The 26,498-nt window shown below is 68.4% G+C and carries 24 protein-coding genes and 1 riboswitch; of the genes, 23 read left to right on the forward strand and 1 reads right to left on the reverse strand.

Annotation, left to right across the window (positions count from 1 at the left end; all coding sequences use genetic code 11):
* Positions 1-93: 93 nt before the first annotated feature.
* A complete protein-coding gene (locus CFB49_RS00840) occupies positions 94-1,158 on the reverse strand; it encodes a glycosyltransferase family 4 protein (protein WP_089490548.1) in 1,065 nt (354 codons plus the stop codon).
* A 666-nt stretch (positions 1,159-1,824) separates the two neighbouring features.
* On the opposite strand from CFB49_RS00840, the gene flhD reads away from it, so the two are divergent.
* From flhD to ahcY, 23 genes are all read left to right on the forward strand, one after another.
* Entirely contained in the window at positions 1,825-2,145 is a 321-nt protein-coding gene (gene flhD / locus CFB49_RS00850) for a flagellar transcriptional regulator FlhD (protein WP_011350590.1), read from the forward strand.
* A 92-nt stretch (positions 2,146-2,237) separates the two neighbouring features.
* Positions 2,238-2,792, forward strand: coding sequence for a flagellar transcriptional regulator FlhC (gene flhC, locus CFB49_RS00855; RefSeq protein ID WP_069618705.1), 555 nt, complete (start codon positions 2,238-2,240; stop codon positions 2,790-2,792).
* 190 nt (positions 2,793-2,982) lie between these two features.
* Entirely contained in the window at positions 2,983-3,843 is an 861-nt protein-coding gene (gene motA, locus CFB49_RS00860) for a flagellar motor stator protein MotA (RefSeq protein WP_050015994.1), read from the forward strand.
* 13 nt (positions 3,844-3,856) lie between these two features.
* Positions 3,857-4,876, forward strand: coding sequence for a flagellar motor protein MotB (gene motB, locus CFB49_RS00865; RefSeq protein ID WP_069618704.1), 1,020 nt, complete (start codon positions 3,857-3,859; stop codon positions 4,874-4,876).
* 16 nt (positions 4,877-4,892) lie between these two features.
* A complete protein-coding gene (locus CFB49_RS00870) occupies positions 4,893-5,270 on the forward strand; it encodes a response regulator (protein WP_050016002.1) in 378 nt (125 codons plus the stop codon).
* A 33-nt stretch (positions 5,271-5,303) separates the two neighbouring features.
* On the forward strand, positions 5,304-7,583 hold the full coding sequence (gene cheA / locus CFB49_RS00875; RefSeq protein WP_089490549.1) for a chemotaxis protein CheA: 2,280 nt from the start codon (positions 5,304-5,306) through the stop codon (positions 7,581-7,583).
* 48 nt (positions 7,584-7,631) lie between these two features.
* Complete coding sequence (cheW, locus tag CFB49_RS00880) at positions 7,632-8,150, forward strand: chemotaxis protein CheW (RefSeq protein ID WP_050016005.1); 519 nt, start codon at positions 7,632-7,634, stop codon at positions 8,148-8,150.
* Positions 8,151-8,187: 37 nt separating this feature from the next.
* Positions 8,188-10,155: a methyl-accepting chemotaxis protein gene (locus CFB49_RS00885; protein WP_089490550.1), complete on the forward strand. Its 1,968-nt coding sequence runs from the start codon at positions 8,188-8,190 to the stop codon at positions 10,153-10,155.
* Between the two features lie 3 nt (positions 10,156-10,158).
* Positions 10,159-11,151 carry a CheR family methyltransferase gene (locus tag CFB49_RS00890; RefSeq protein ID WP_069618701.1) on the forward strand — a complete coding sequence of 331 codons (993 nt, stop codon included), beginning with the start codon at positions 10,159-10,161 and terminating at the stop codon, positions 11,149-11,151.
* The gene (cheD, locus tag CFB49_RS00895) at positions 11,148-11,885 is read left to right on the forward strand and encodes a chemoreceptor glutamine deamidase CheD (protein WP_089490551.1); all 738 of its coding nucleotides are present in this window, start codon (positions 11,148-11,150) and stop codon (positions 11,883-11,885) included. Before CFB49_RS00890 ends, cheD begins: the two co-directional genes overlap by 4 nt.
* The gene (locus tag CFB49_RS00900) at positions 11,882-12,973 is read left to right on the forward strand and encodes a protein-glutamate methylesterase/protein-glutamine glutaminase (RefSeq protein WP_069618699.1); all 1,092 of its coding nucleotides are present in this window, start codon (positions 11,882-11,884) and stop codon (positions 12,971-12,973) included. Before cheD ends, CFB49_RS00900 begins: the two co-directional genes overlap by 4 nt.
* Before the next feature lie 67 nt (positions 12,974-13,040).
* Complete coding sequence (cheY, locus tag CFB49_RS00905) at positions 13,041-13,436, forward strand: chemotaxis response regulator CheY (protein ID WP_006754880.1); 396 nt, start codon at positions 13,041-13,043, stop codon at positions 13,434-13,436.
* A 2-nt stretch (positions 13,437-13,438) separates the two neighbouring features.
* Positions 13,439-14,170 (forward strand): protein phosphatase CheZ, encoded by a 732-nt coding sequence (gene cheZ, locus CFB49_RS00910; protein WP_069618698.1) that lies wholly within the window; start codon positions 13,439-13,441, stop codon positions 14,168-14,170.
* Positions 14,171-14,456: 286 nt separating this feature from the next.
* The gene (locus CFB49_RS00915; protein WP_089490552.1) at positions 14,457-14,960 is read left to right on the forward strand and encodes a DUF2844 domain-containing protein; all 504 of its coding nucleotides are present in this window, start codon (positions 14,457-14,459) and stop codon (positions 14,958-14,960) included.
* 16 nt (positions 14,961-14,976) lie between these two features.
* On the forward strand, positions 14,977-16,206 hold the full coding sequence (locus CFB49_RS00920) for a DUF3443 family protein (RefSeq protein ID WP_089434384.1): 1,230 nt from the start codon (positions 14,977-14,979) through the stop codon (positions 16,204-16,206).
* A gap of 170 nt (positions 16,207-16,376) precedes the next feature.
* Positions 16,377-16,874, forward strand: a complete 498-nt coding sequence (locus CFB49_RS00925) for a VOC family protein (protein ID WP_069618695.1) — start codon at positions 16,377-16,379, stop codon at positions 16,872-16,874.
* Positions 16,875-17,312: 438 nt separating this feature from the next.
* Entirely contained in the window at positions 17,313-17,693 is a 381-nt protein-coding gene (locus tag CFB49_RS00930; protein ID WP_089490553.1) for a DUF805 domain-containing protein, read from the forward strand.
* A 380-nt stretch (positions 17,694-18,073) separates the two neighbouring features.
* A complete protein-coding gene (gene flhB / locus CFB49_RS00935; RefSeq protein WP_089434385.1) occupies positions 18,074-19,273 on the forward strand; it encodes a flagellar biosynthesis protein FlhB in 1,200 nt (399 codons plus the stop codon).
* On the forward strand, positions 19,270-21,372 hold the full coding sequence (gene flhA / locus CFB49_RS00940; protein ID WP_089434386.1) for a flagellar biosynthesis protein FlhA: 2,103 nt from the start codon (positions 19,270-19,272) through the stop codon (positions 21,370-21,372). The genes flhB and flhA overlap by 4 nt, the downstream gene beginning before the upstream one ends.
* A complete protein-coding gene (gene flhF, locus CFB49_RS00945; RefSeq protein WP_089490554.1) occupies positions 21,369-23,156 on the forward strand; it encodes a flagellar biosynthesis protein FlhF in 1,788 nt (595 codons plus the stop codon). Before flhA ends, flhF begins: the two co-directional genes overlap by 4 nt.
* Positions 23,149-23,967 (forward strand): nucleotide-binding protein, encoded by an 819-nt coding sequence (locus CFB49_RS00950; RefSeq protein WP_069618690.1) that lies wholly within the window; start codon positions 23,149-23,151, stop codon positions 23,965-23,967. The genes flhF and CFB49_RS00950 overlap by 8 nt, the downstream gene beginning before the upstream one ends.
* Before the next feature lie 22 nt (positions 23,968-23,989).
* On the forward strand, positions 23,990-24,724 hold the full coding sequence (locus CFB49_RS00955) for an RNA polymerase sigma factor FliA (protein WP_006484033.1): 735 nt from the start codon (positions 23,990-23,992) through the stop codon (positions 24,722-24,724).
* Positions 24,725-24,837: 113 nt separating this feature from the next.
* A riboswitch (S-adenosyl-L-homocysteine riboswitch) is annotated at positions 24,838-24,966 on the forward strand.
* 32 nt (positions 24,967-24,998) lie between these two features.
* Positions 24,999-26,417, forward strand: a complete 1,419-nt coding sequence (ahcY, locus tag CFB49_RS00960) for an adenosylhomocysteinase (protein WP_069618689.1) — start codon at positions 24,999-25,001, stop codon at positions 26,415-26,417.
* Positions 26,418-26,498 lie beyond the last annotated feature (81 nt).

The following is a 26,498-nucleotide window of genomic DNA, read 5'->3' on the forward strand; positions in this document are numbered from 1 at the left end:
AAATGGAAAGAGCCGCATCGACGATGCTGCTCTTTTGTTTTGCGCGTCGATTTCCGCGCGGATTTACCACCGATTTCCGCGCGGATTTCCGTGTCAGGCGCCCGCGACCCGGCGCAATGCCGGTTGCTTGGTTGCCGCGCAAAGCGATTCGTAGGTCTCGACGTAGCGCTGCGCCATTGCCTTCGAGCTGAACCGCGTGTCGAAACGCGCGCGGATCGCGGGGCGCGACAGGCTGTCGATCCGGTGCAGCGCGCCGACCGCGCCCTGCACGTCCTCGACGATGAAGCCGGTCACGCCGTCCTCGATCACTTCCGGCACCGAGCCGCGGTTGAACGCGACGACCGGCGTGCCGCAGGCCATCGCCTCGATCATCACCAGGCCGAACGGCTCCGGCCAGTCGATCGGGAACAGGAGCGCCTTCGCGCCGGACAGGAACGCGGGCTTTTGCGCTTCGTTGATCTCGCCGATGAATTCGACATGCGCCTGGCCGAGCAGCGGCTCGATCACTTCCTTGAAGTAGTCGGCGTCGGCCTTGTCGACCTTCGCGGCGATCTTCAGCGGCAGCCCGCTTTGCGCGGCGATCCGGATCGCGGTGTCGACACGCTTTTCGGGACAGATCCGGCCGAGGAACGCGAGGTATTCGGGCTTCACGTCCGGCTGCGGCGTGAGCAGGGTGTCGGGCAGCCCGTGGTACACGGTGCCGGCCCACGCGGCCTGCGGGAGCGGCTTGCGCTGGTTGTTCGAGATCGACACGACGGGCGAATCCGGGAACGCGTCGAACACCGGCTGCAGCTCCGGCAGGTCGAGACGGCCGTGCAGCGTCGTCACGTACGGCGTGTCGAGGCGCGACATCAGCGGGAACGGCAGGTAGTCGAGGTGGAAGTGCAGCACGTCGAATTCGTGCGCGGCCCGGGCGACCTGCTCGAGCAGCCGCATATGGGGCGCCATCGAATCGCGGACCGACGGGTCGAGCCGCAGTGCGCGCGGCCACGCCGCCTCGAGACGGGCCGACGTGACGGAGTCGCCGCTGGCGAACAGCGTCACGTCATGGCCGAGTTCGACGAGCGCCTCGGTGAGGTAGGACACGACTCGCTCGGTGCCGCCGTAGAGTTTCGGCGGAACGGCTTCGTAAAGCGGCGCGATCTGGGCAATTCGCATGGGTGTTCTCCTGTGTCGATCCGAGCGCGCGACGGCGCCGATGCGGATCCCGTACAAGGTTGCGGAACTTGCCGACGCACGCGGTTCGCGCTACGTGGCCGGGCCCTGGGCGGGGTGCGCGGAGCGCCGGACGGCAAGCTGCGGGGCGGGCCGGCACGGCTCGCGCCGCCGCCCATTGGAGTCCATTATCGATATCGCCCTGAGGGGTTCGAGTGTTTTTTCAAACACTTAAGGCTTGTTACACGATGAAATACGCAAAAACCCCGAGAAAAAGGGCACGGAATCGTGAATCGCGACAGCCATAACTATTGTTGCGCTATCGTGAAAAACCACTATAATTTTTACCGATCCGATTGCCGGCGCCTTGCCGGCAAGCCTTCCGCCACCGGCGCGGCGGCGATCGGGCTCCCCTCGCAACCGAATCCGCGTTGCACCCCGTTTTTCCGATGGCCCCTTTCAATTCGCCTTGTCGGAAAAATTCCTACACGGTTTACAGACAAATCCTGCATGGCATACGCCACTTCGCTGATACCGACATAAATCCCGTTTGGCCAAAATTCGCCCTGTAAGACTATAAACGAGCCGACTGAGCGCCCGGTGCGCGCTGATCGAGCAAACGTTTTCATAACATGAATGGCCAAAGCACAGCTTTTTAACGGGGGAATCATGAGCGCTACCAGTGAAATGCTCAGTGAGATCAAAGAGGTCAACCTGTCGTACCTCCTCCTCGCGCAGCGACTGCTGCGGGAAGACAAGGCGATGGGCATGTTTCGCATGGGCATTTCCCAGGAACTCGCCGACGTGCTCGCCAACCTCACGCTCGCGCAGACCGTGAAGCTGGCCGCGTCGAACCAGATGCTGTGCCGCTTCCGCTTCGACGATCACGCGCTGCTCTCGTCGCTCGCCGACAAGGGCCGCAGCGATGTCGTCGCGCACGCCCACTCGGCCATCCTGATGGCCGGGCAGCAGGTCGAAGGCGTCCGCTGATCCATCCCGCCTTGCGTGTGTCCCGGCGTGCCGCGCCGGCCGGCAGCGTATTGGCCATTCATTCGCATAACGTCAAGCGGACGGTTATCACCATGGCAAGCAAAAGCGTCGTGATCGAGGTGAAGGAAATCACTCTCGCCATCGAACTCATCGAACTGGGCGCCCGGCTGCAGCTGCTGGAGGCGGAGACGAGCCTGTCGCGGGACCGTCTGATCAAGCTGTACAAGGAACTGAAGGGCGTGTCGCCGCCGAAGGGGATGCTGCCGTTCTCGACCGACTGGTTCATGACGTGGCAGCCGAACATCCACTCGTCGCTGTTCTACAACATGTACCGGTTCATGCAGGACCACGGCCGCTGCGAGCCGATCCAGTCGATCGTGAAGGCGTACCGGCTGTATCTGGAGCACGTGAACCTGTCCGGCGACGAGGCCGCGCTGAGCCTCACGCGGGCATGGACGCTGGTGCGCTTCTTCGATTCGGGGATGCTGCAGATGACGCCGTGCACGCGCTGCGGCGGCCACTTCGTCGCCCACGCGCATGATCCGCATCAAGGTTTCGTGTGCGGCCTGTGCCAGCCGCCGTCGCGCGCCGGCAAGACCCGCAAGGCCGCCGCCGCGCGCGCCGAACTGGCCGCCGCCGTGGCCTGAGCGCCGGCCCGGCAGGGCCGGACGGGCCGCGAGCGGCGCGCGAGCGACGTCCGCGGGCCGCGCGAATCGTCCGCGCATTGCTGGTAAACACCGTCGGGCCGCCGCCGGGCGGCCGCGAAAGTTTTCCTGCCGACTGCCGTAAACCTGTTTAACGGCGGTCTTCCCGCCGGTCTTTCGTGAGGGACAGGCAGTGCTGATTATCGTGGGAACACTCGTGACGCTGTTGTCCGTCTTCGGCGGTTATGCGCTGGCAGGCGGGCATCTGGGCGCCCTGATCCAGCCCATCGAGATCCTGATGATCGTGGGTGCCGGCGTCGGCGCGTTCATCCTCGGCAACGGCGGCAAGACCATCAAGGCCACGCTGCGCGTGCTGCCGACGCTCTTCAAGGGCTCGAAATACACGAAGGACGTCTATATGGAGCTGATGGCGCTTCTTTACGTGCTGCTCGCGAAGGCACGCAAGGAAGGCACGCTGACGCTCGAGGCCGACATCGACGATCCGGAAAAGAGCCCGATCTTCACGCAATACCCGAAGATCCTCGCCGATCACCATATCGTCGAATTCCTGACCGACTACCTGCGACTGATGGTGGGCGGCAACATGAACGCGTTCGAGATCGAAAGCCTGATGGACGAGGAGATCGAGACGCACCACACGGAAGGCGAAGGCCCGGCGCACGCGCTGATGCGCGTCGGCGACGCGATGCCGGCGTTCGGGATCGTCGCGGCCGTGATGGGCGTCGTGCACACGATGGCCTCGGCCGACAAGCCGCCCGCGGTGCTCGGCGCGATGATCGCGCAGGCGCTGGTCGGCACGTTCCTCGGGATCCTGCTGTCGTACGGGCTGATCGGGCCGCTCGCGAGCCTCGCGGAGCAGCGCGTGGCCGAGTCGACCAAGATGTTCCAGTGCATCAAGGTGACGATCCTCGCGACGCTGAACGGCTATGCGCCGGCGATCGCGGTCGAGTTCGGCCGCAAGGTGCTGTTCTCGACCGAGCGTCCGTCGTTCTCCGAGCTCGAAGAGCACGTGCGCCGCGTGAAGGCGAAGTGATGCGGAGCCACTGATGAGCAAGAGCAAGGATCGCGCGATCGTCGTCAAGCGGGTGGCCCCGGCGAAGAAGGGCCACCACGGCGGCGCATGGAAGCTCGCGTACGCGGACTTCATGACCGCGATGATGGCGTTCTTCCTGCTGATGTGGCTGCTGAGCTCGGTCACGCCGGTGCAGCTGAAGGGGATCGCCGAATACTTCAACATGCCGCTGAAGGCCGCGATTCTCGGCAGCGGCGACCGCAGCTCGCAGGATTCCAGCATCATCAACGGCGGCGGCCGCGACCTGTCGAGCACGGATGCCGGCACGCTGCGCCGCACCGACGGCACGACGTCGCTCGCCGAGCGCCTCGCGAAGGCGGGCGACGAGCATTCGCGGTCGCAGGCACAGGGCGCGCAGGACCGGCTCGAGCAGACGCGCCTGCACGACCTGCAGATCAAGCTGATGGCCGCGATCGAGGCCAATCCGACGCTGCGCCAGTTCAAGCAGCAGATCCGCATCGATTCGACGCTGATGGGGCTGCGCATCGAGATCGTCGATTCGCAGAAGCGACCGATGTTCGCGATGTCGAGCGACCACGTCGAGCCGTACATGCGCGACATCCTGCGCGAGATCGGCAAGACGCTGAACGACGTGCCGAACCGGATCATCGTCCAGGGCCACACCGACGCCGTGCCGTACGCGGGCGGCGAGGGCGGCTACAGCAACTGGGAGCTGTCGGCCGATCGCGCGAACGCATCGCGCCGCGAACTGATCTCCGGCGGCATGGACGAGGCGAAAGTGCTGCGCGTGCTGGGCCTCGCGTCGACGCAGAACCTGAACAAGGCCGATCCGCTCGATCCGGAAAACCGCCGGATCAGCGTGATCGTGCTGAATCGCAAATCCGAAGAAGCGCTGATGCGCGACGACGCGACGACGACGACGCTGTCCGCCGACGCGGCCGGTTCGAAGCTGCTCGCGCAGCAGCTCGGCGGCCCGACGCCGGCGGCGCGTCCGGTCGTGGCGAGCGCCGTCGCCGTGGCGCCGAAACCCTGACGTTTCCGAGACAGACATGATCCGAACCATTCTCGCCATCGACGACTCCGCGACCATGCGTGCGCTGCTGCAGGCCACGCTCGCGCAGGCCGGCTACGACGTGACGGTGGCGCCGGACGGCGAAGCCGGCTTCGACATGGCGGCCACGACGCCGTACGACCTGGTCCTGACCGACCAGAACATGCCGCGCAAGAGCGGGCTCGAGGTGATCGCCGCGCTGCGCAAGCTGACCGCGTACGCGGACACGCCGATCCTCATCCTGACGACCGAAGGCAGCGACGCGTTCAAGGACGCCGCACGCGACGCGGGCGCGACCGGCTGGATCGAAAAGCCGATCGACCCGGGCGTGCTGGTCGACCTGGTCGCCACGCTGTCCGAGCCGGCTGCCTCCTGACATGAACGCGACGATTTCAACCGGTGACCGGGCATGACTCTCGACATCACTCAGTTCTACCAGACCTTTTTCGACGAAGCGGACGAGCTGCTCGCGCAGATGGAGCAGCTGCTGCTGAACCTCGACGTCGATTCGCCCGATCCCGAGGATCTGGCGGCGATCTTCCGCGCCGCGCATTCGATCAAGGGCGGCGCGGCGACGTTCGGCTTTTCCGCGCTGACCGATACGACGCACATCCTCGAATCGCTGCTCGACCGTGCGCGCAACCATGAGCTGACGCTGACCAAGGAGATGGTCGACGCGTTCCTGGAAACCAAGGACGTGCTGTCCGACCAGCTCGTCGACTACCGCGCGAGCGCCGAGCCGGACGCGGCCGCCGCCGCGGCGATCTGCGCGAAGCTCGAACGGCTGAAGGCCGAAAGCGGCGCAGGCGCGCCTGCCGCCGCCGCGCCTGCGCCGGCCGCACCTACGCCGGCCGCGCCGGTTGCCGCCGCCGTCGCGCCGGCTGCCGCGCCCGCCGTCGGCGGCGACCGTGCGCCCGACCATGTGGTCGAGCAGGCCGTCGCGGCCGCGCATCCGGCGGCCGACGCCGATGCCGATGCCGACGGCCCGCATCTGAAGATCACGCTGGTCGGCATCGACGCGAAGGACCAGGCGCTGCTCACCGAGGAACTCGGCAACCTCGGCCGGATCGTCGGCCGCGAGGAAGTGGGCGCGGACCTGACGCTGTGGGTCGAATCGGACGTGCCTTCCGACGACATCGTCGCGGTGTGCTGCTTCGTGATCGACGAAAGCCAGATCCGCGTCGCGCGCGGCACGGCGCCGGCTGCCCAGGCGGCGCCGGCCGTCGCGCCGGCCGCCGCAGCCGTGGCGGCCGAAGCTCCTGAACCGGCCGCCGCCCCGCAGCCCGCGCGCGTCGAGGTGTTCGCGCCGCAGGCAGCCGCGCCGCAACCGGCTGCCGCGGCGCCCGCCCCGGCGCCGGCCGCCGCAGCGCAGCCGCAGCCGCAACCACCCGCTCAGCCGCAGCCGGCCGAACACGCGGCGCCGGCCGCCGCCGCGCATCACGACGACAAGCGCGCGCGCCCGGCCGCCGCGGCGGCAGGCGGCGCCGAAGGCAGCTCGATCCGCGTCGGCGTCGAGAAGGTCGACCAGCTGATCAACCTCGTCGGCGAACTGGTGATCACGCAGGCGATGCTGGCCGAGACGGCCAGCGCGTTCGATCCGGCGCTGCACGACCGCCTGTTCAACGGGATGGCGCAGCTCGAGCGCAATGCGCGCGACCTGCAGGAAGCGGTGATGTCGATCCGCATGATGCCGATGGACTACGTGTTCAGCCGCTTCCCGCGGCTCGTGCGCGACCTCGCCGGCAAGCTCGGCAAGCAGGTCGAGCTCGTGACGTTCGGCCAGGCGACCGAGCTCGACAAGAGCCTGATCGAACGGATCATCGATCCGCTCACGCACCTGGTGCGCAACAGCCTCGACCACGGGATCGAAACCGTCGACAAGCGCGTCGCCGCCGGCAAGGACGCGGTCGGCCAGCTCGTGCTGTCGGCCGCGCATCACGGCGGCAACATCGTGATCGAGGTGAGCGACGACGGCGCGGGCCTGAACCGCGAGCGGATTCTCGCGAAGGCCGCGAAGCAGGGCATGCAGATCTCCGAGAACATCAGCGACGACGAAGTGTGGCAACTGATCTTCGCGCCGGGCTTCTCGACCGCCGAGACGGTGACCGACGTGTCGGGCCGCGGCGTCGGGATGGACGTCGTGAAGCGCAACATCCAGTCGATGGGCGGCCACGTCGAGATCTCGTCGCAGGCCGGCCGCGGCACGACCACGCGGATCGTGCTGCCGCTCACGCTCGCGATCCTCGACGGGATGTCCGTCAAGGTCGGCAGCGAGATCTTCATCCTGCCGCTGAACTTCGTGATGGAGTCGCTGCAGCCGTCGAACGACGACATCTACACGGTCGGCAACGGCGAGCGCGTGGTGCGCGTGCGCGGCGAATACCTGCCGCTCGTCGCGCTGCACGAGGTGTTCTCGGTCGACGACGCGCGCACCGACCCGACCCAGGGGATCGTCACGATCATGGAAACCGAGGGGCGCCGCTTCGCGATGCTGATCGACGAGCTGGTCGGCCAGCAGCAGGTGGTCGTGAAGAACCTCGAAACCAACTACCGCAAGGTGCACGGCATCTCGGCGGCGACCATCCTGGGCGACGGCAGCGTCGCGCTGATCGTCGACGTCGCGGCGCTGAACCGCGAAACCCGTGCGACGCACGGCGCCCGAGCGGGCGCCGAGCTCGCCGTCTTCTGACTCTCGCCATTCAACCGATTGGGGGCAAACGTGTCTGCTGAAGTCCAAATGATCAATACGGCCGCGGCGAACGCGGCGGCGACCAGCCGCCGTGACGCCGAACACGGCGATGCGACGGGCCAGGAATTTCTCGTCTTCACGCTTGGCGACGAGGAATACGGGATCGACATCCTGAAAGTGCAGGAAATCCGCGGCTACGACAGCGTCACGCGGATCGCGAACGCGCCCGAGTTCATCAAGGGCGTGATCAACCTGCGCGGGATCATCGTGCCGATCGTCGACATGCGGATCAAGTTCCACCTCGGCCGCGTCGAATACGACCACCAGACGGTCGTGATCATCCTGAACGTGTCGAACCGCGTGGTCGGGATGGTGGTCGACGGCGTGTCGGACGTGCTGACGCTGCAGACCGACCAGATCATGCCGGCGCCGGAATTCGGCGCGACGCTGACGACCGAGTACCTGACGGGCCTCGGCACGGTCGATGGCCGGATGCTGATCCTGATGGACATCGAGAAGCTGATGTCGAGCCGTGAAATGGCGCTGATCGAGACGCTCGGCGGGTAAGCGCGCCGCGCGCGCAGCAATTTCGGGAGAATCTGCAATGTTGCATAACTGGTCGATCCGCACGACGCTCACGGCGGTCGGACTCATCCTCGTGTGCCTGACCGCCGCGGTCGGCGGGCTCGGCCTCTACGCGCTCGATCACGCGAGCCGCTCGCTCGACGAGATCGCGCACGTCGACCTGCCGGCGATCCACACGCTCGACGACACGGCCGCGCAGCTGCTGCGCTCGCGCGTCGCGCTCGATCGCTTTCGCACGCTGACCGAAGGCGGCAATGCGGCCGACGCGACGAAGGTGCTCGACCGCGCGCAGGAGCTGTATGCGAAGTCGAACCAGAACTGGCAGGCGTTCCAGTCGACGCCGAAGCTCGGTGTCGATCAGGCGCTGCTCGACGAACTCGCCGCACGGTACACGACGATCGTGAAGGAAGGCGTCGAGCCCGAGTTCGCCGCGGCGCGCGCGGGCGACATGGCCGCGTACCACGCGGTCGCGGACACGAAGATCAGCCCGATGTTCGTCGCGTTCGACCAGACGGCGGCGGCCGTGATCGCCGCGCTGCAGAAGCGCGCGCAAGACCGTCAGACCGAGACGCAGTCGCAGATCTCGATGATGATCGCGCTGATCGCGGCCGGCATCGCGATCGCGTTCGTCGTCGTGATCGCGATCCGCTTCGTGCTGCGCGGGCTGATCGTCCAGCCGATCGAGGACGCGATCGCGCATTTCGAGCGCATTGCCGGCGGCGACCTCACGCAGCCGGTCAACGTTTCCAGCACGAACGAGATCGGCCGCCTGTTCGGCGGCATCAAGCGGATGCAGGACGCCGTCACGACGATGGTGCAGGCCGTGCATCGCGGCACCGAATCGATCGACGTCGGCGCGCGCGAGATCGCGACCGGCAACATCGACCTGTCGCAGCGCACTGAGGAGCAGGCCGCGTCGCTGCAGGAAACCGCGTCGAGCATGGAGCAGCTGACGGGCACCGTGCGGCAGAACGCGGAGAACGCGCGGCAGGCGAGCCAGCTCGCGGTGAACGCGTCGGACATCGCGACGCAGGGCGGCGACGTGGTCGGCCAGGTCGTGTCGACGATGCAGGACATCGCGGCGAGCTCGGGCAAGGTCGTCGACATCATCGGCACGATCGAAGGCATCGCGTTCCAGACCAACATCCTCGCGCTGAACGCGGCCGTCGAGGCGGCGCGGGCCGGCGAGCAGGGCCGCGGCTTCGCGGTGGTCGCGGGCGAGGTGCGCTCGCTCGCGCAGCGCAGCGCGAGCGCCGCGAAGGAAATCAAGCAGCTGATCGGCGATTCGGCCGAGAAGGTCGACAGCGGGTCGGCGCTCGTCGCGCGCGCCGGCTCGACGATGGAAGAGATCGTGCAGGCCGTGCGCCGCGTGACCGACATCATGGGCGAGATCAGCGCCGCGTCCGACGAGCAGTCGACCGGCATCGAGCAGGTCAATCGCGCGGTCGGCCAGATGGATGCGGTCACGCAGCAGAACGCGGCGCTCGTCGAGCAGGCGGCGGCCGCGGCCGCGTCGCTCGAGGAGCAGACGCGCCAGATGAAGGCGATCGTGTCGGGCTGGCGCGTCGCGGGCGGCATCGCGCTCGCGCCGGCGCGCAGCGTCGCGCGGCCGGTCGCGCACGAACCGGCGGCGCTGCCGTCGGCGTCGCGCCACGATGCGCCGGTCGCCGCGCTGCCGGCGCCGCAGCCTGCGGCCCAACCGGCGGCACGGCGCGCCGCGCCGGCGTCGCGTGCGGCTGCCTCGGGCGCCGCGGCCGCCGCGTCCGAACCGACGCGTGCGACCGATGCCGCCGCGCGGACGCAGAAGGATGCACCGGCCGCCCGTGGCGGCACCGCCGCGGGCGGCTACGGCCCGCGTCTCGCGAAGACGGCCGCGCCGGCGGACAAGCCGGCCGCGAAGCCCGCGCTCGTGCGCCCGGCGCTGAACGGCGAGAAGCCGGCGCCGGCGACCGCCGGCGCGTCCGACGACGACTGGGAGACCTTCTAAGCCATGCAGCACGCGCGCGCGCCGTTTCGACCCGATGCACCGGATGCCTCGCCTCGCGCGGGCGAGCCGGGGCGCGACTTCGCGTTCACCGGCGCGGATTTCGCACGCATCCGCGCGCTGATCCATCAACGCGCGGGCATCTCGCTGTCCGAGCACAAGCGCGACATGGCCTACAGCCGGCTCGCGCGGCGGTTGCGGGCGCGCGGCCTCGACACGTTCCGCGACTACCTCGACCTGCTCGAGCAGGAAGACGACCCGCTCGAGTGGGAAGCGTTCACCAATGCGCTGACGACCAACCTGACCGCGTTTTTCCGCGAGTCGCACCATTTCCCGATCCTGGCGGAATTCGTGAAATCGCGGCCGGCGCCGGTCTCGGTCTGGTGCTCGGCGGCGTCGACCGGCGAGGAGCCGTACTCGATCGCGATCACGCTGATCGAGGCGCTCGGCGAAACGGCAGCGCGCAACGCGACGATCCTCGCGACCGATCTCGACACGCAAGTGCTCGCGAAGGCCGAAGCCGGCATCTACACGTACGACCAGGTCAAGCACCTGTCGCCGGAGCGGCTCAAGCGCTTCTTCCTGAAGGGCACGGGCGCGCAGGCCGGCCGCGTGAAGGTGCGCCCCGAGCTGCGCGCGATGATCCGCTTCGAGCAGCTGAACCTGACCGATGCGGACTACGGGATCGCGAAGCCGTTCGACGCGATCTTCTGCCGCAACGTGATGATCTATTTCGACAAGCCGACGCAGGGGCAGGTGCTGTCGCGCTTCGAGCCGCTCGTGAAGCCGGGCGGGCTGCTGTTCGCCGGCCATTCGGAGAACTTCACGTACGTGACGCAGGCGTTCCGGCTGCGCGGGCAGACGGTGTACGAACTGACGCGCGACGCCGAACAGGGTGCGCGCTCGCGCGGCGCGCAGGCGAGCGCGGCGGCCGCGATGCCGTCGCCCGGCCGCGCGCGGGCCGTGGGCGGCGCGCCCGCCTATGGAGAGCGCGGATGAGCGCACTGCCGATCGCGACCAATCGCTACTTCGACAATCACTTCGAGCGCCCCGGCGTGAAGCTGTTGCCGAACGAGTTCTACACGACCGCCGAGGACATGGTGCTGATGACCGTGCTCGGCTCGTGCGTCGCCGCGTGCCTGCACGACCCGTACGCGGGCATCGGCGGGATGAACCATTTCATGCTGCCGGACGACGGCGCCGACCCGGGCGCGGCCGCGTCGGAATCGATGCGCTATGGCGCGTATGCGATGGAAGTGCTGATCAACGAGTTGATCAAGGCCGGCGGGCGCCGCGAGCGCTTCGAGGCGAAGGTGTTCGGCGGCGCGGCCGTGCTGGCCGGGATGACGACGATCAACATCGGCGATCGCAACGCGGATTTCGTGCGCCGCTACCTCGCGCTCGAGCGCATCCGCATCACCGCGGAAGACCTGCAGGGCGTGCATCCGCGCAAGGTCGCGTTCATGCCGCGCAGCGGGCGCGCGATGGTGAAGAAGTTGCGGCTGCAGGTGCCGGGCGTGACCGAGCGCGAGGCCGCGCTCGCACGCGAGGCCGAGCGCGAGCGCCGCGCGCACGTCGAGCTGTTTGCCGCGAAGCGGCCTGCCGCGCCGCAGCCGGCGCGCCCGCGCATCGAGCTGTTCGGCGGGCGCGGTGCCGCGCCGGCCGGCAGCGGTAGCGCGGCGCTCGCCGGCGCCGCGCGGACGGCGAACCTATCAAGAAAGCAGGAGGCATGACCGCAGTGCAGAAGATCAAAGTGTTGTGCGTCGACGATTCGGCGCTGATCCGCAGCCTGATGACCGAGATCATCAACAGCCAGCCCGACATGACGGTGGTCGCGACCGCGCCCGATCCGCTCGTCGCGCGCGAGCTCATCAAGCAGCACAACCCCGACGTGCTCACGCTCGACGTCGAAATGCCGCGCATGGACGGGCTCGACTTCCTCGAGAAGCTGATGCGCCTGCGGCCGATGCCGGTCGTGATGGTGTCGTCGCTGACCGAGCGCGGCTCGGAAATCACGCTGCGCGCGCTCGAACTCGGCGCGGTGGATTTCGTCACGAAGCCGCGCGTCGGGATTCGCGACGGGATGCTCGACTACGCGGAGAAGCTCGCGGACAAGATCCGCGCGGCGTCGCGCGCGCGCGTGCGCCAGGCGCCGCAGCCGCAGGCCGTTGCCCGCACGGCGGACAGCGCCGCGGCCGCGCCGATGATCAACAACCCGCTCGTCAGTACCGAGAAGCTGATCATCATCGGCGCGTCGACGGGCGGCACCGAGGCGATCCGCGAAGTGCTGACGCCGCTGCCGCCGGACGCGCCGGCCGTGCTGATCGCGCAGCACATGCCGCCGGGCTTCACGAAATCGTTCGCGCAGCGGCTGAACGGCCTGTGCCGGATCGCGGTGAAGGAAGCCGAGCACGGCGAACGCGTGCTGCCGGGCCATGCGTACATCGCGCCGGGTCATGCGCACCTGTTGCTCGCGAGAAGCGGCGCGAACTATATTGCGCAACTGTCGGACGAGCCGCCGGTGAACCGGCACCGCCCGTCGGTCGACGTGCTGTTCCGCTCGGCGGCGACGCACGCGGGCAAGAACGCGATCGGGGTGATCCTCACCGGGATGGGCCGCGACGGTGCGGCCGGCCTGCTGGAAATGAAACGCGCGGGCGCTTACACGTTCGCGCAGGACGAGGCGAGCTGCATCGTGTTCGGAATGCCGCGCGAGGCGATCGCGCTCGGCGGTGCGGACGAGGTCGTGCCGCTCGCCGACATGAGCCGCCGCGTGATGGCGCGCCTGGCGACGATGGGCGACCGCGTGCAGCGCGTGTGAATGGACTGTCACGGGGCGCGTGCCACGATACGCGTCCCGACGGAAACGAATCTGGAAAGGAACGACGATGGACAAGAGCATGAAAATCCTGGTGGTGGACGATTTCCCGACGATGCGCCGGATCGTCCGCAACCTGCTCAAGGAACTGGGCTACACGAACGTCGATGAGGCCGAGGACGGCGCGGCCGGCCTCGCGCGGCTGCGCGGCGGCGGCTTCGACTTCGTGATCTCGGACTGGAACATGCCGAACCTCGACGGTCTCGCGATGCTCAAGGAAATCCGCGCGGACGCGACGCTCACGCACCTGCCGGTGCTGATGGTCACGGCCGAGTCGAAGAAGGAGAACATCATCGCGGCCGCGCAGGCCGGCGCGAGCGGCTACGTCGTGAAACCGTTCACGGCCGCGACGCTCGACGAGAAGCTGAACAAGATCATCGACAAGATGGCCAAGGCCGGGAGCTGAACGTGAACGAGCCGATCCATGCGGCGCTCGCCGGCGCGGCGGTCAATGCCGACGGCCATGCCGAAGGCGCCGATTACGCGAGCGACCGGATCCTCGCGCGCATCGGCCACGTCACGCGCACGCTGCGCGATTCGATGCGCGAACTCGGGCTCGACAAGCATGTCGAGCGCGCGGCGGAAGCCGTGCCCGATGCGCGCGACCGGCTGCGCTACGTCGCGACGATGACCGAACAGGCCGCGGTGCGCGTGCTGAATGCGATCGAGATCGCGAAGCCGATGCAGGAGCGCGTGCAGAACGAGGCCGAGGCGCTTGACGCGCGCTGGGCGCAGTGGTACGCCGCGCCGATCGAGCACGCGGAAGTGCGCGAGCTGATGGACGACACGCGCGCGTTCCTGCGCACGCTGCCCGAATCGACGGCGGCGACCCGCGCGCAACTGCTCGAGATCATGCTCGCGCAGGATTTCCAGGATCTGACCGGGCAGGTGATCAAGAAGATCATGGACATGGTCTACCTGATCGAGCAGCAGCTCCTCACCGTGCTCGTCGAGAACATCGCGCCGGAGCGGCGCGAGCAGTTCGCGGCCACCGCGGCGGCATTCGCGGCCGAAGCGATGAGCGCGACCGGCAGCCCCGAGTCGTTGCTGAACGGCCCGCAGATCGCGCCGGAAGGCAAATCCGACGTCGTTCAGGACCAGGGGCAGGTCGACGACCTGCTCGCGAGCCTCGGCTTCTGATCCTGCCGCCGCGCATCCGCGCGCCCGTTGCCGGGTGCCCCATTGCCGGGCGCCCCGTTCCGCGGGGCAGCCCGATGCGCGCATCCCCGTCGCGGTCTCGTTTCCTCCGCCCGCCGCCGCTGCGCGGCGCAGCGTGATCCTGCGCCGAATTGACACTTCGACACACTCCGCAGGCATACTACGCGTCAGCAGCAATGTAGCGTCATTCGTACGATTCATAAGTGGGCAGGCGGCGCGGGCCGATGGCGGCGCCGTCGGCACCGAAGCCAGTCCCTTGGGGGGGAACGTGAAGCTGAAACGCTTGGGCTGGACCGTCGCGCAGGCGACGGCTGCAATGGGTGTGCTGTGGGCCGTCCACGCACACGCGGAACTGGGCGGCGCGCCGATGTCGCCGCCGGCGGACGATCAGGCCGCCACCGTGCGCGCGCTGCAGCGCGCGATGCGCTCGGCGCACGGCGTGCAGGCGAGCACGGCCGCCTATACCGTGCGCGAGATCACGCTCGGATCGGGCACCGTCATCCACGAATACACGTCGGCCGCCGGCAGCGTGTTCGGCCTCGCGTGGCGCGGGCCGACGATGCCGGATCTCGCGTCGCTGCTCGGCAGCTATTTCCCGCAGTACACCGCCGGGGTCCAGGCGGCGCACCGGGCGCGCGGCTGGCGTGCGCCGGTGGCCGTCGAGACGAGCGGCCTCGTGATCCGGACGGGCGGCCACATGGGCGCCTTCTCCGGCCAGGCATGGCTGCCGTCGGCGCTGCCGGCCGGCGTGGCCGGCACCGATATCCAGTGACAGCGGGAGAGCGATCTTGAGCATGACTCGTACATTCAAGCGCTGGTTCGGCGTGCTGGGCCTCCTGGCCGCGACGGCCGTGCTCGTGACGGCCTGCGGCGGCGGCGATGACGGCGGCAGCAGTTCGGGCAACGGCGGCAACAACGGCTCGGGCGGATCCGACGGCAACAGCGGCAACACGGCCGTCGTCACGGTCGCCGCCGGCGCCGCGAACGTGATCAACATCCCGACCATCAGCGTGAAGGTTTGCGTGCCGGGCACGTCGAACTGCCAGATCGTCAACAACGTGCTCGTCGATACCGCGTCCTACGGGCTGCGGCTCGTCGGCAGCGCGGTGGCCGGCGTGCACGACAGCCTGCCGCAGGTGAAGAGCGGCGGCGCGCCGGTCGCCGAATGCGGCAAGTTCGTGTCGAGCTACACGTGGGGATCGGTGCGCACCGTCGACCTGTCGATCGGCACCGAGCAGGCTGCGTCGCTGCCCGTGCAGATCATCGGCGACCTCGGCACGACGAACGTGCCGAGCTCGTGCACGAACGGCGGCGCATCGGCCAACTCGACGAGCGCGCTCGGCGCGAACGGGATCCTCGGCATCGGGCCGGCGCCGTACGACTGCGGCACGACCTGCGCGACGTCGACGTCGACGAGCAACAACTACTACGCGTGCCCGAACGGCGATAACGCGAGCTGCACGGTGGCGCTCGTGCCGCTGGCGCAGCAGGTGGCCAACCCGGTGCACCGGTTCGCGAACAGCGACGGCGTGAGCGTGCAGATGCCGGCCATCTCGAACAACGGGCAGGCAAGCGCGACCGGCACGCTGACGTTCGGCCTGCCGAACCTGAGCGGCAAGACCGTGCTGACGTCGACCACGACCGGCGACGTCAGCGCGACGTTCCAGGGGCGCAACGTGACCGCGTTCTTCGACACGGGCTCGAACGCGTATTTCTTCAACGATTCGGCGCAGACGGTCTGTTCGAGGAATACGGAGTTCTACTGCCCGTCGGCGACGACGACCTACTCGGCCACGCTGAGCGGCCAGAACGGCGCGTCGGGCACCGTGTCGCTGCCGGTCGCGAACGCGGATTCGCTGTTCTCGAACTCGTCGACGTTCGCGTTCAACGACATCGCGGGGCCGTTCGGCTCGTCCAACTGGCTCGACATCGGCATGCCGCACTTCTACGGCAAGACGATCTACTTCGGGATGGACAAGACCGCGAGCGGCGGCGCGCAGCCGTTCGTCGCGTTCTGACGCGGCGTCGCCGGACGCCGGACGCGGGAGCGAGGGGGCGAGCGATCGCCCCCTTTTTTATTCCGGCGCGCCATGCGCGCGCGACGGACCGGATCGCTGCCACGCGCCGGCATAGCGCCTACGATGTAAGACCGGCACCGGTGCCGGCACGACATCGAAGGAGACAGCGCATGAACCCGCGTATCCAGCGCATCACGCCGTTCCTGTGGTTCGACCGCGACGCCGAGGCGGCGGCCGGTTTCTACGTATCGGTGTTCGACAACGCGCGCATCGTGCACGTCGCGCGCTACGGCAAGACCGGCGCGCACGCGTCCGGCAACGCCGAGGGCGCGGTGATGACCGTTGCGTTCGAGCTCGACGGGCAGGCGTTCGTCGCGCTGAACGGCGGCCCCGTGTTCCAGATGACGCCGGCCGTGTCGTTCGTCGTCAACTGCCGCGACCAGGACGAGATCGACCATTACTGGGCGCGCCTGTCCGAAGGCGGCGACGAGCGCGCGCAGCAGTGCGGCTGGCTGCGCGACCGCTTCGGCGTGTCGTGGCAGGTCGTACCCGTGCAGATGGCCGAACTGATGACGGGCGACCCGGCCCGCGCCGAGCGCGTGATGGCGCAGGTGATGACGATGAAGAAGCTCGACCTCGGCGCGTTGCAGCGGGCGGCGGCCGGCTAGGTCGCCGGACGGTCGGGCCATTCGGGCCGGCGAGGGTCGGCCGGCCCGTCCCGACGCCGGAGCGTGCGATTCGGATGGAATGGCGATGCCGACAGGCGCCGCGGCCGGCGCGCCTGCGTATCGCCGGCCGGTTGGTTAATCGAATGCCGGACACTCGAGTCGATTATCGATTCGTGCGATTTCATTCGGGTGTAATCAAGGCCGGATTATTCGCGGCTGTCGTTTCTGTCAGATCTTCACGATTATTAAAATGACGCGGCATGCAAGTCGGGCACGCCGAAATCCGTTCTTGCAGCCGTTCCTGCGTCATATGGGCGCTTGCTGCGGCCACCTGCGCGTATTGTCCGGTCTGCGAAAAGAGATGGAGTCCGCCGAAATTCAATCATATAATTCCGGCGTTGTTTCCGGGGCGTCAATATAAAACAGGAGGGTAATAAAATGAATTTTTCCGAAGCCGTTCGTGCCGCACTGAATAAATACGCGACATTCGAAGGCCGTGCGCGTCGTGCCGAATACTGGTATTTCGCGCTGCTGACCTCCGTGCTGTCGGTCGCCGGTCAGATCGTCGGCGCGGCCGGCCGCGATGCGGGCCTGATCACGCTGCTGCTGCTCGGCGTGATCTTCCTGGTGTCGCTCGCGCTGATCATTCCGGGCATCGCGGTCAGCGTGCGCCGCCTGCACGATACGGGCCGCTCGGGCTGGTTCCTGCTGCTCGCGCTGATTCCGATCGTCGGCGGCATCCTGCTGCTCGTGTGGATGTGCTCGCGCGGCACCGAAGGCCCGAACCGTTTCGGCGCGGACCCGATCCCGGCGGCCTGACCGCCGCCTGCCCCGACCGACGCGCGACGTCGTTGCGTCGGGGCCTGCTTGCCCCGCTTCTCGCGTTTCTCCCGCCGCTCGCGCTTCTCCCGCTTTTCGCGTTTCTCCCGTCTTTCCCGCCCGTCGTTTCACCGTTCCCCGCGCATGCCGCCGCTGCCGTCCCGCTTGCGGCCGCCGTCTCGCCAATGCGCCGGCCGGCCCCGTATTTCGCCACGCCGCGTGTCGTTCCGCCCCCGTTCCAGCCGCGTTCGCGGGCGCTCGCCCGATTCCCCGAAATACCCCCCTTTCCCGGCTTTGCTCGACCGATCGGCGTTTGACGCCTCCATGAATAATCGGTGTCACTGGAAAGCGGCATTCCGCCGTACCCGACTGGAGGCCCCGTGGCAGACGAGAGCGATCTCGACAAGACCGAAGCCGCCACTCCCAGGCGCCGCGAGAAGGCGCGCGAGGAGGGGCAGGTCGCGCGTTCGCGCGAGCTGGCTTCGTTCGCGCTGCTCGCGGCGGGTTTCTACGGCGCGTGGCTGCTCGCGGGCCCGTCCGGCGGGCATCTGCAGGCGATGCTGCGGGGCGCGTTCACGTTCGATCGCGCGACCGCGTTCGACACCCACCGGATGCTGTCGGCGGCCGGCAGCGCGAGCCTCGAAGGCTTCGCCGCGCTGCTGCCGCTCCTCGCGCTCACCGGCGTCGCCGCGCTGCTCGCGCCGATGGCGCTCGGCGGCTGGCTGATTTCGCAGAAGACGTTCGAGCTGAAGTTCGACCGCCTGAACCCGATCTCGGGCCTCGGCCGGATCTTCTCGATCCAGGGGCCGATCCAGCTCGGGATGTCGATCGCGAAGACGCTGGTCGTCGGCGGGATCGGCGGCATCGCGATCTGGCGCAGCAAGGACGAACTGCTCGGCCTCGCGACGCAGCCGCTCGGTGCCGCGCTGCCCGATGCGCTGCATCTGGTCGCCGTGTGCTGCGGCACGACGGTCGCCGGGATGCTGGTGGTCGCCGGGCTCGACGTGCCTTACCAACTCTGGCAGTACAACAAGAAGTTGCGCATGACGAAGGAAGAAGTGAAGCGCGAGCATCGCGAGAACGAAGGCGATCCGCACGTGAAGGGGCGGATCCGCCAGCAGCAGCGCGCGATCGCACGCCGCCGGATGATGGCGGCCGTGCCGAAGGCCGACGTGGTCGTCACGAACCCGACGCACTTCGCGGTCGCGCTGCAATACACGGACGGCGAGATGCGCGCGCCGAAGGTCGTCGCGAAGGGCGTGAACCTCGTCGCCGCGCGCATCCGCGAACTCGCGGCCGAACACAACGTGCCGCTGCTCGAAGCGCCGCCGCTCGCGCGTGCGCTGTATCACAACGTCGAACTCGAGCGCGAGATCCCCGGCTCGCTGTACTCGGCCGTGGCCGAAGTGCTCGCGTGGGTCTACCAGCTCAAGCGCTTCCGCTCGGAAGGCGGCGCGTTCCCGGCGATGCCGGTCGATCTCGACGTGCCGGCCGAACTCGACAAGGGCACGTCGGTCGCCGCCGACGACGAACGTGAAGAAGCCGAGGACGCCCTCGGCCAGCAAGGGAACGCAGCATGAGCACCCCGACCACCGGCCTGTTCGCGAAGCGCCCGAACCTGCTGGCAGGCACGAACCTGCGCGCGCTCGCGGGCCCGATCCTCATCTGCATGATCCTGGGGATGATGATCCTGCCGCTGCCGCCGATGCTGCTGGATCTGCTGTTCACGTTCAACATCGCGCTGTCCGTGATGGTGCTGCTCGTCAGTATGTACACGATGAAGCCGCTCGACTTCGCGGCGTTCCCGAGCGTGCTGCTGTTCTCGACGCTGCTGCGCCTGTCGCTGAACGTCGCGTCGACGCGCGTCGTGCTGCTCGAAGGCCACACCGGGCCCGACGCGGCCGGTCAGGTGATCGAGGCGTTCGGCCACTTCCTCGTCGGCGGCAACTTCGCGGTCGGCATCGTCGTGTTCGTGATCCTGATGATCATCAACTTCATGGTGATCACGAAGGGCGCGGGGCGGATCGCCGAAGTGTCCGCGCGCTTCACGCTCGACGCGATGCCCGGCAAGCAGATGGCGATCGACGCCGACCTGAACGCGGGCCTCATCAACGAGGAACAGGCGCGCAAGCGCCGCCTCGCCGTCTCGCAGGAAGCCGAGTTCTACGGGTCGATGGACGGCGCGTCGAAGTTCGTGCGCGGCGACGCGATCGCCGGCCTGATCATCATGGCGATCAACGTGATCGGCGGGCTGATCGTCGGGATGGTCCAGCACGACATGAGCTTCGCCGCGGCCGGCACCAACTACACGCTGCTGACGATCGGCGACGGCCTCGTCGCGCAGATCCCGTCGCTCGTGATCTCGACCGCGGCCGGCGTGATCGTGTCGCGCGTCGCGACCGACGAGGACATCGGCACGCAGATCACCGGCCAGCTGTTCACGAATCCGCGCGTGCTGAACATCACCGGCGCGATCATCGTGCTGATGGGGCTGATCCCGGGCATGCCGCACTTCGCGTTCCTCGCGCTCGGCGGCGGCGCGATCTGGCTCGCGCGCACGCAGACCAAGCGCGCGGCGGCCCGCAAGGCGGCCGGCGACGTGACCGACATCGCGCCGCCCGCCGTGCTGCCGGCCGACAGCCACGAAGCGACCTGGGACGACGTGCAGCTGATCGACCCGCTCGGCCTCGAAGTCGGCTACCGGCTGATCCCGCTCGTCGACAAGAACAGCGACGGCGAGCTGCTCAAGCGCATCAAGAGCATCCGCAAGAAATTCGCGCAGGAAATCGGCTTCCTGCCGCCGGTGATCCATATCCGCGACAACCTCGAACTGCGGCCGAACGCGTACCGGATCGCGCTGAAGGGCGTCGAGGTCGGCTTCGGCGAAGTGTTCCCGGGCCAGTGGCTCGCGATCAACCCGGGCCAGGTGACGGCCGCGCTGCCGGGCGCCGTCACGCAGGATCCGGCGTTCGGGCTGCCGGCCGTGTGGATCGACGTCGCGCTGCGCGAGCAGGCGCAAGTTTACGGCTACACGGTGGTCGACGCGAGCACGGTCGTCGCGACGCACCTGAACCATCTCGTCGTCCAGCATGCGGCCGAGCTGCTCGGCCGCCAGGAAGTGCAGGCACTCGTCGAGCGTACCGGCAAGGACGCGCCGTCGCTCGTCGAGGACCTGGTGCCGAAGACGATCTCGCTCACCACGCTGCAGAAGGTGCTGCAGAACCTGCTCGAGGAAGGCGTGCCGATCCGCGACATGCGCACGATCCTCGAGGCCGTGTCCGAGCATGCGGGCCGCGGCGACGCGTTCGAGATCACGGCCGCGGTGCGGCTCTCGCTCGGCCGCGCGATCACGCAGCAGTGGTATCCGGGCAACGGCGAAATGCAGGTGATGGGCCTCGACGCGAACCTGGAGCGCGTGCTGTCGCAAGCGCTCGCCACCGGCGCGAACCCGGGCCTCGAACCCGGCCTCGCGCACAACCTTCTGACCGGCACGCAGCAAGCGATGCTGCGTCAACAGAATCTCGGGCTGCCGCCCGTGCTGCTCGTGCAGCACGCGCTGCGCGCGATGCTCGCGCGTTTCCTGCGCCGCAGCCTGCCGCAACTGAAAGTGCTGTCGTACGCCGAAGTGCCGGACACACGCACGATCAAAGTCGTTAACGTCATCGGGGGTTCCGCTTGAACATTCGCAAATTCACCGGCGCAACGAGCCGCGACGCACTTCGTCTCGTGCGCGAGGCGCTCGGCGCCGACGCGGTCGTGCTGTCGAACCGCACGCTCGATGACGGCAGCGTCGAAATCGTTGCACTCGCCGACTCGGATCTCGCCGCGGTGGCGCCGCCGGCCGCGCGTTCGCGCCTTGCCACGTCGCGCGTGCCGGAATCCGTGCCGGCCGCCGCCGTGCCGGGCATCGTGTCGCGCCCGGGCATCGCTTCGCGCCCGGCCGTCAATCCATATGCGGCGGACGAAGGCGGGCTGCCTGACGTGTTCTCGTCCGTGTTCGGCGCGAGCGCCGACACGCAAGATGCGGATGCGCACGCTGCGTCGCTCGATGCGGACGCGCCCGCGGCGGCAGCGCCGTCGAGCGCGGCATCCGTCGCAGTGGGATCGCGTGCCGCCGGGTCGCCGGCCGCCGGTTCGCCGGCCGCCACTTCCGAACCCGCGCCGTGGCTGGTCGAGCACGCGAAGCGCCTGACGCAGCAGCGCGACGCGCTGATCGCCCGTGCGCAGGCACCCGCCGAGCCGCAGGCGGCCGCGCCCGCGCCGCAAGCCGCCGCCCGCGCGACGCCGCCCGAATGGGCGCGCGACATCGTGCGCGACGCCGAACGCCGGATGCCGGCCGCCGCAGCGCCGGCCGCGGCGAAGCGCGCAGCCGACACGGGCGCCGCGTACGGCGCCAGGGCGACCGAACGCACGCGCCTGTCCGCCGACGCGGCCGCCGTGGTGGCCGATGCGGTGAAGTCGCGCATCGAGCGGATCGTCAACGACACGGTGATGCAGGAGCTGGGCGAGCTGCGCGGGATGATGGAAGAGCAGTTCGACAGCCTGATGTGGCACGACCGCCAGCGTCGCAGCCCCGTCCACGGCGCGCTGACGAAACACCTGTTCGCGGCCGGCTTCTCCGCGCAGCTCGTGCGGATGCTGGTCGACAACCTGCCGTCCGGCGACGGCGCGCAGACGTTCGAGCAGGCCGCCGAATGGGCGCAGTCGGTGCTCGCATCGAACCTGCCGGTGCTCGACAGCGAGGACGCGCTGATGGAGCGCGGCGGCGTGTTCGCGCTGATGGGGCCGACGGGCGTCGGCAAGACGACCACCACCGCGAAGCTGGCCGCGCGCTGCGTGATGCGCTTCGGCGCGAGCAAGGTCGCGCTGCTGACCACCGACAGCTACCGGATCGGCGGCCACGAGCAACTGCGCATCTTCGGCAAGATCCTCGGCGTGCCGGTTCACGCGGTGAAGGATGCGGGCGATCTCGCGCTCGCGCTGTCCGAGCTGCGCAACAAGCACATCGTGCTGATCGACACGATCGGCATGAGCCAGCGCGACCGCGCGGTGTCCGACCAGATCGCGATGCTGCACGGCGCGAACGCGCCGGTGCAGCGCCTGCTGCTGCTGAACGCGACGAGCCACGGCGACACGCTGAACGAAGTCGTGCAGGCGTACCGCAGCGCGGGCGAGCACCCTGATCTCGCGGGCTGCATCCTCACGAAGCTCGACGAGGCGACCCACCTCGGCAGCGTGCTCGACACGGTGATCCGCTACAAGCTGCCGGTCCACTACGTGTCGACCGGCCAGAAGGTGCCGGAGAACCTGTACGTCGCGTCGACCAAATTCCTGCTGAAGAGCGCGTTCTGTGTGCCGCGCGACGGCTCGCCCTTCGTGCCGCAAGACGAGGACATGCCGACGCTGCTTTCCGCACTGACCGCACGTTCCACCGCCGAGCTGCACGAGGTGCGATTTGGATAAACGGATCATCGACCAGGCCGAAGGGTTGCGGCGCCTGCTGGCCGGGCGCGCGTCGCGCATCGTCGCGGTGACGGGCGGGCCGGCCGGCGTCGGCTGCACGTCCACCGTGGTGAACCTCGCGGCGGCGCTCGCGTCGCTCGGCAAGGACGTGCTCGTCGTCGACGAGCGCGCCGACGTGCATTCGGCCAGCGCGACGCTCGCCGGCGCGTGGCTGCGCGACGGCGAACGCACGCGGGTGGCGGCCGGCTTCGGGCTGTGCGGCGCCGCGCGGCTCGCGCGCGCCGGCTACAGCGACGCGCAGCTGAGCGACTTCATCGACGGCCCGGCCGACATCGTCCTCGTCGACGCGCAGCTCGGCGCCGACGGATCGTTCTCGGCGCTCGCGCGCGAAGCGCACGACGTGCTGATCGTCACGCGGGTCGCCGTGCAGGCGATCACCGAGGCGTATGCGTGCATGAAGCGGCTGCATTTCGCGCACGCGTTCGCGCAGTTTCGCGTGCTGACCAATCAGGTCGGCAGCCATGCGGACGCGAAGACGGCCTTCGACAACCTCGCGGGCGTCGCGAGCCGCTACCTGACCGTGTCGATCGCCGACGCGGGCTGCGTGAGCGCCGATCCGCTCGTCGAGCACGCCCGCGAACTGATGCATGCGGTGGTCGACGCGTTTCCGTCGTCGGCTGCCGCGCGCGACTACCGGCAGATTGCCGCCGACCTGTTGTACTGGCCGATGCGCCCGGGTTCGGGCGCGGGCCGCGCGGTCCATGCCGGCGGCAAGCCGTCGTATGAGGCGGGCGCGGCACACGCCGCGTGAGCGCCACCCGAAGGAGGGAGCCATGATGTACAACGCTCAAGGAAAGATGTCCCAGGCCGACGTGCTCGCGCAATATGCGCCGCTCGTGCGCCGCCTCGGGCTGCAGCTCGTCGCGAAGATGCCGGCGAGCGTCGATCTCGACGACTTGATCCAGGCCGGCATGATCGGCCTGATGGACGCGGCCGGTCGCTACAAGGAAGACCAGGGCGCGCAGTTCGAGACCTACGCGACGCAGCGCATCCGCGGCGCGATGCTCGACGAGCTGCGCAGCAACGACTGGCTGCCCCGCAGCCTGCGCAAGACGTCGCGCGAGGTCGAGCACGCGGTGCACCAGGTCGAGCAGCACCTCGGCCGCTCGGCGAGCGAGACCGAGATCGCGCAGCACCTGAACATGCCGCTCGACGAATACCAGGGGATGCTGCAGGACCTGCACGGCAGCCAGCTCATCTACTACGAGGATTTCGATCGCGCGGCCGACGACGAGCCGTTCCTCGACCGCTATCGCGTCGATCATGCCGATCCGTTGTCGGCGCTGCTCGACGAGCACCTGCGCGAGGCGCTCGTCGAGGCGATCGAGCGGCTGCCGGAGCGCGAGAAGCTGCTGATGTCGCTGTACTACGAACGGGGTCTGAATCTGCGCGAGATCGGCGCGGTGCTCGAGGTGAGCGAATCGCGTGTGTGCCAGCTCCACAGCCAGGCCGTCGCGCGCCTGCGCGCGCGGCTGCGCGAACAGGCGTGGGTCGGCGCGGAGTCCTGACCCCGACGTCCTGCCCCTTCGGCCACGGCCCGCCCGCGACCGCGCCGCGCGCGTCTCGGGCCGACGCGTCGTCGTTGCGCATTTCGCGCGCCGATTTGCTACAATCCCCTCCGTTTTCCGAGGAGCGTTGCGACGGACCGTCTGCGTCCGCCAGGCTCGGAAGGCTTCACCAAGCAGCCGTGCGTCGATCGTTTTTAGCGACCGTCGCGCCGGCCCCGCTTCCTGAACGGCGCTCACGTCACCAATCTAGAAACTTTTTAGAAAGGAGGGCGTGATGAACGCCATTATCGATTCCAAGGCTTCCCGCGATTACGTCGTCGCCGACATGGCGCTGGCCGGCTGGGGCCGCAAGGAACTGAACATCGCCGAGACCGAAATGCCGGGCCTCGTGCAGATCCGCGACGAATACAAGGCGCAGCAGCCGCTGAAGGGCGCGCGCATTGCCGGTTCGCTGCACATGACGATCCAGACGGGCGTGCTGATCGAGACGCTGAAGGCGCTCGGCGCGGACGTCCGCTGGGCGTCGTGCAACATCTTCTCGACGCAGGACCACGCGGCGGCCGCGATCGTCGAAGCCGGCACGCCGGTGTTCGCGTTCAAGGGCGAGTCGCTCGACGAGTACTGGGAGTTCTCGCACCGCATCTTCGAATGGCCGAACGGCGAATTCGCGAACATGATCCTGGACGACGGCGGCGACGCCACGCTGCTGCTGATCCTCGGCTCGAAGGCCGAGAAGGACCGTTCGGTGATCGCGAAGCCGACCAACGAGGAAGAAGTCGCGCTGTACAAGTCGATCGCGGCGCACCTCGACGTCGACGCGAACTGGTACTCGAAGCGCCTCGCGCACATCAAGGGCGTGACCGAAGAAACCACGACCGGCGTGCACCGCCTGTACCAGATGGAAAAGGACGGCCGCCTGCCGTTCCCGGCGTTCAACGTGAACGATTCGGTCACGAAGTCGAAGTTCGACAACCTGTACGGCTGTCGTGAATCGCTGGTCGACGGCATCAAGCGCGCGACCGACGTGATGATCGCGGGCAAGGTCGCGGTCGTCGCGGGCTACGGCGACGTGGGCAAGGGTTGCGCGCAGTCGCTGCGCGGCCTGGGCGCGACCGTGTGGGTCACCGAAATCGATCCGATCTGCGCGCTGCAGGCGGCGATGGAAGGCTACCGCGTCGTGACGATGGAATACGCGGCCGACAAGGCCGACATCTTCGTGACGGCGACCGGCAACTACCACGTGATCAACCACGATCACATGAAGGCGATGCGCCACAACGCGATCGTCTGCAACATCGGTCACTTCGACTCGGAAATCGATGTCGCGTCGACGCGCCAGTACCAGTGGGAAAACATCAAGCCGCAGGTCGACCACATCATCTTCCCGGACGGCAAGCGCGTGATCCTGCTGGCCGAAGGCCGCCTGGTGAACCTCGGCTGCGCGACCGGCCACCCGTCGTTCGTGATGTCGAATTCGTTCGCGAACCAGACGCTCGCGCAGATCGAGCTGTTCACGCGCGGCGAGCAGTACGAGAACAAGGTGTACGTGCTGCCGAAGCATCTCGATGAAAAGGTCGCGCGCCTGCACCTCGCGCGCATCGGCGCGAACCTGTCGGTGCTGTCGGACGAGCAGGCTGCGTACATCGGCGTGCAGAAGGACGGCCCGTTCAAGCCGAACCACTACCGCTATTGATGCGCGGCCGCCGCCGCACCGTGCGCGCCCGTTGCGCTCGCACGGCGCGGCGGCGCTCACCGATCGTACCGATCGACAACC

This window comes from Burkholderia sp. AU17457 (genome assembly GCF_002223255.1).
Taxonomy (GTDB): Bacteria; Pseudomonadota; Gammaproteobacteria; order Burkholderiales; family Burkholderiaceae; genus Burkholderia; species Burkholderia sola.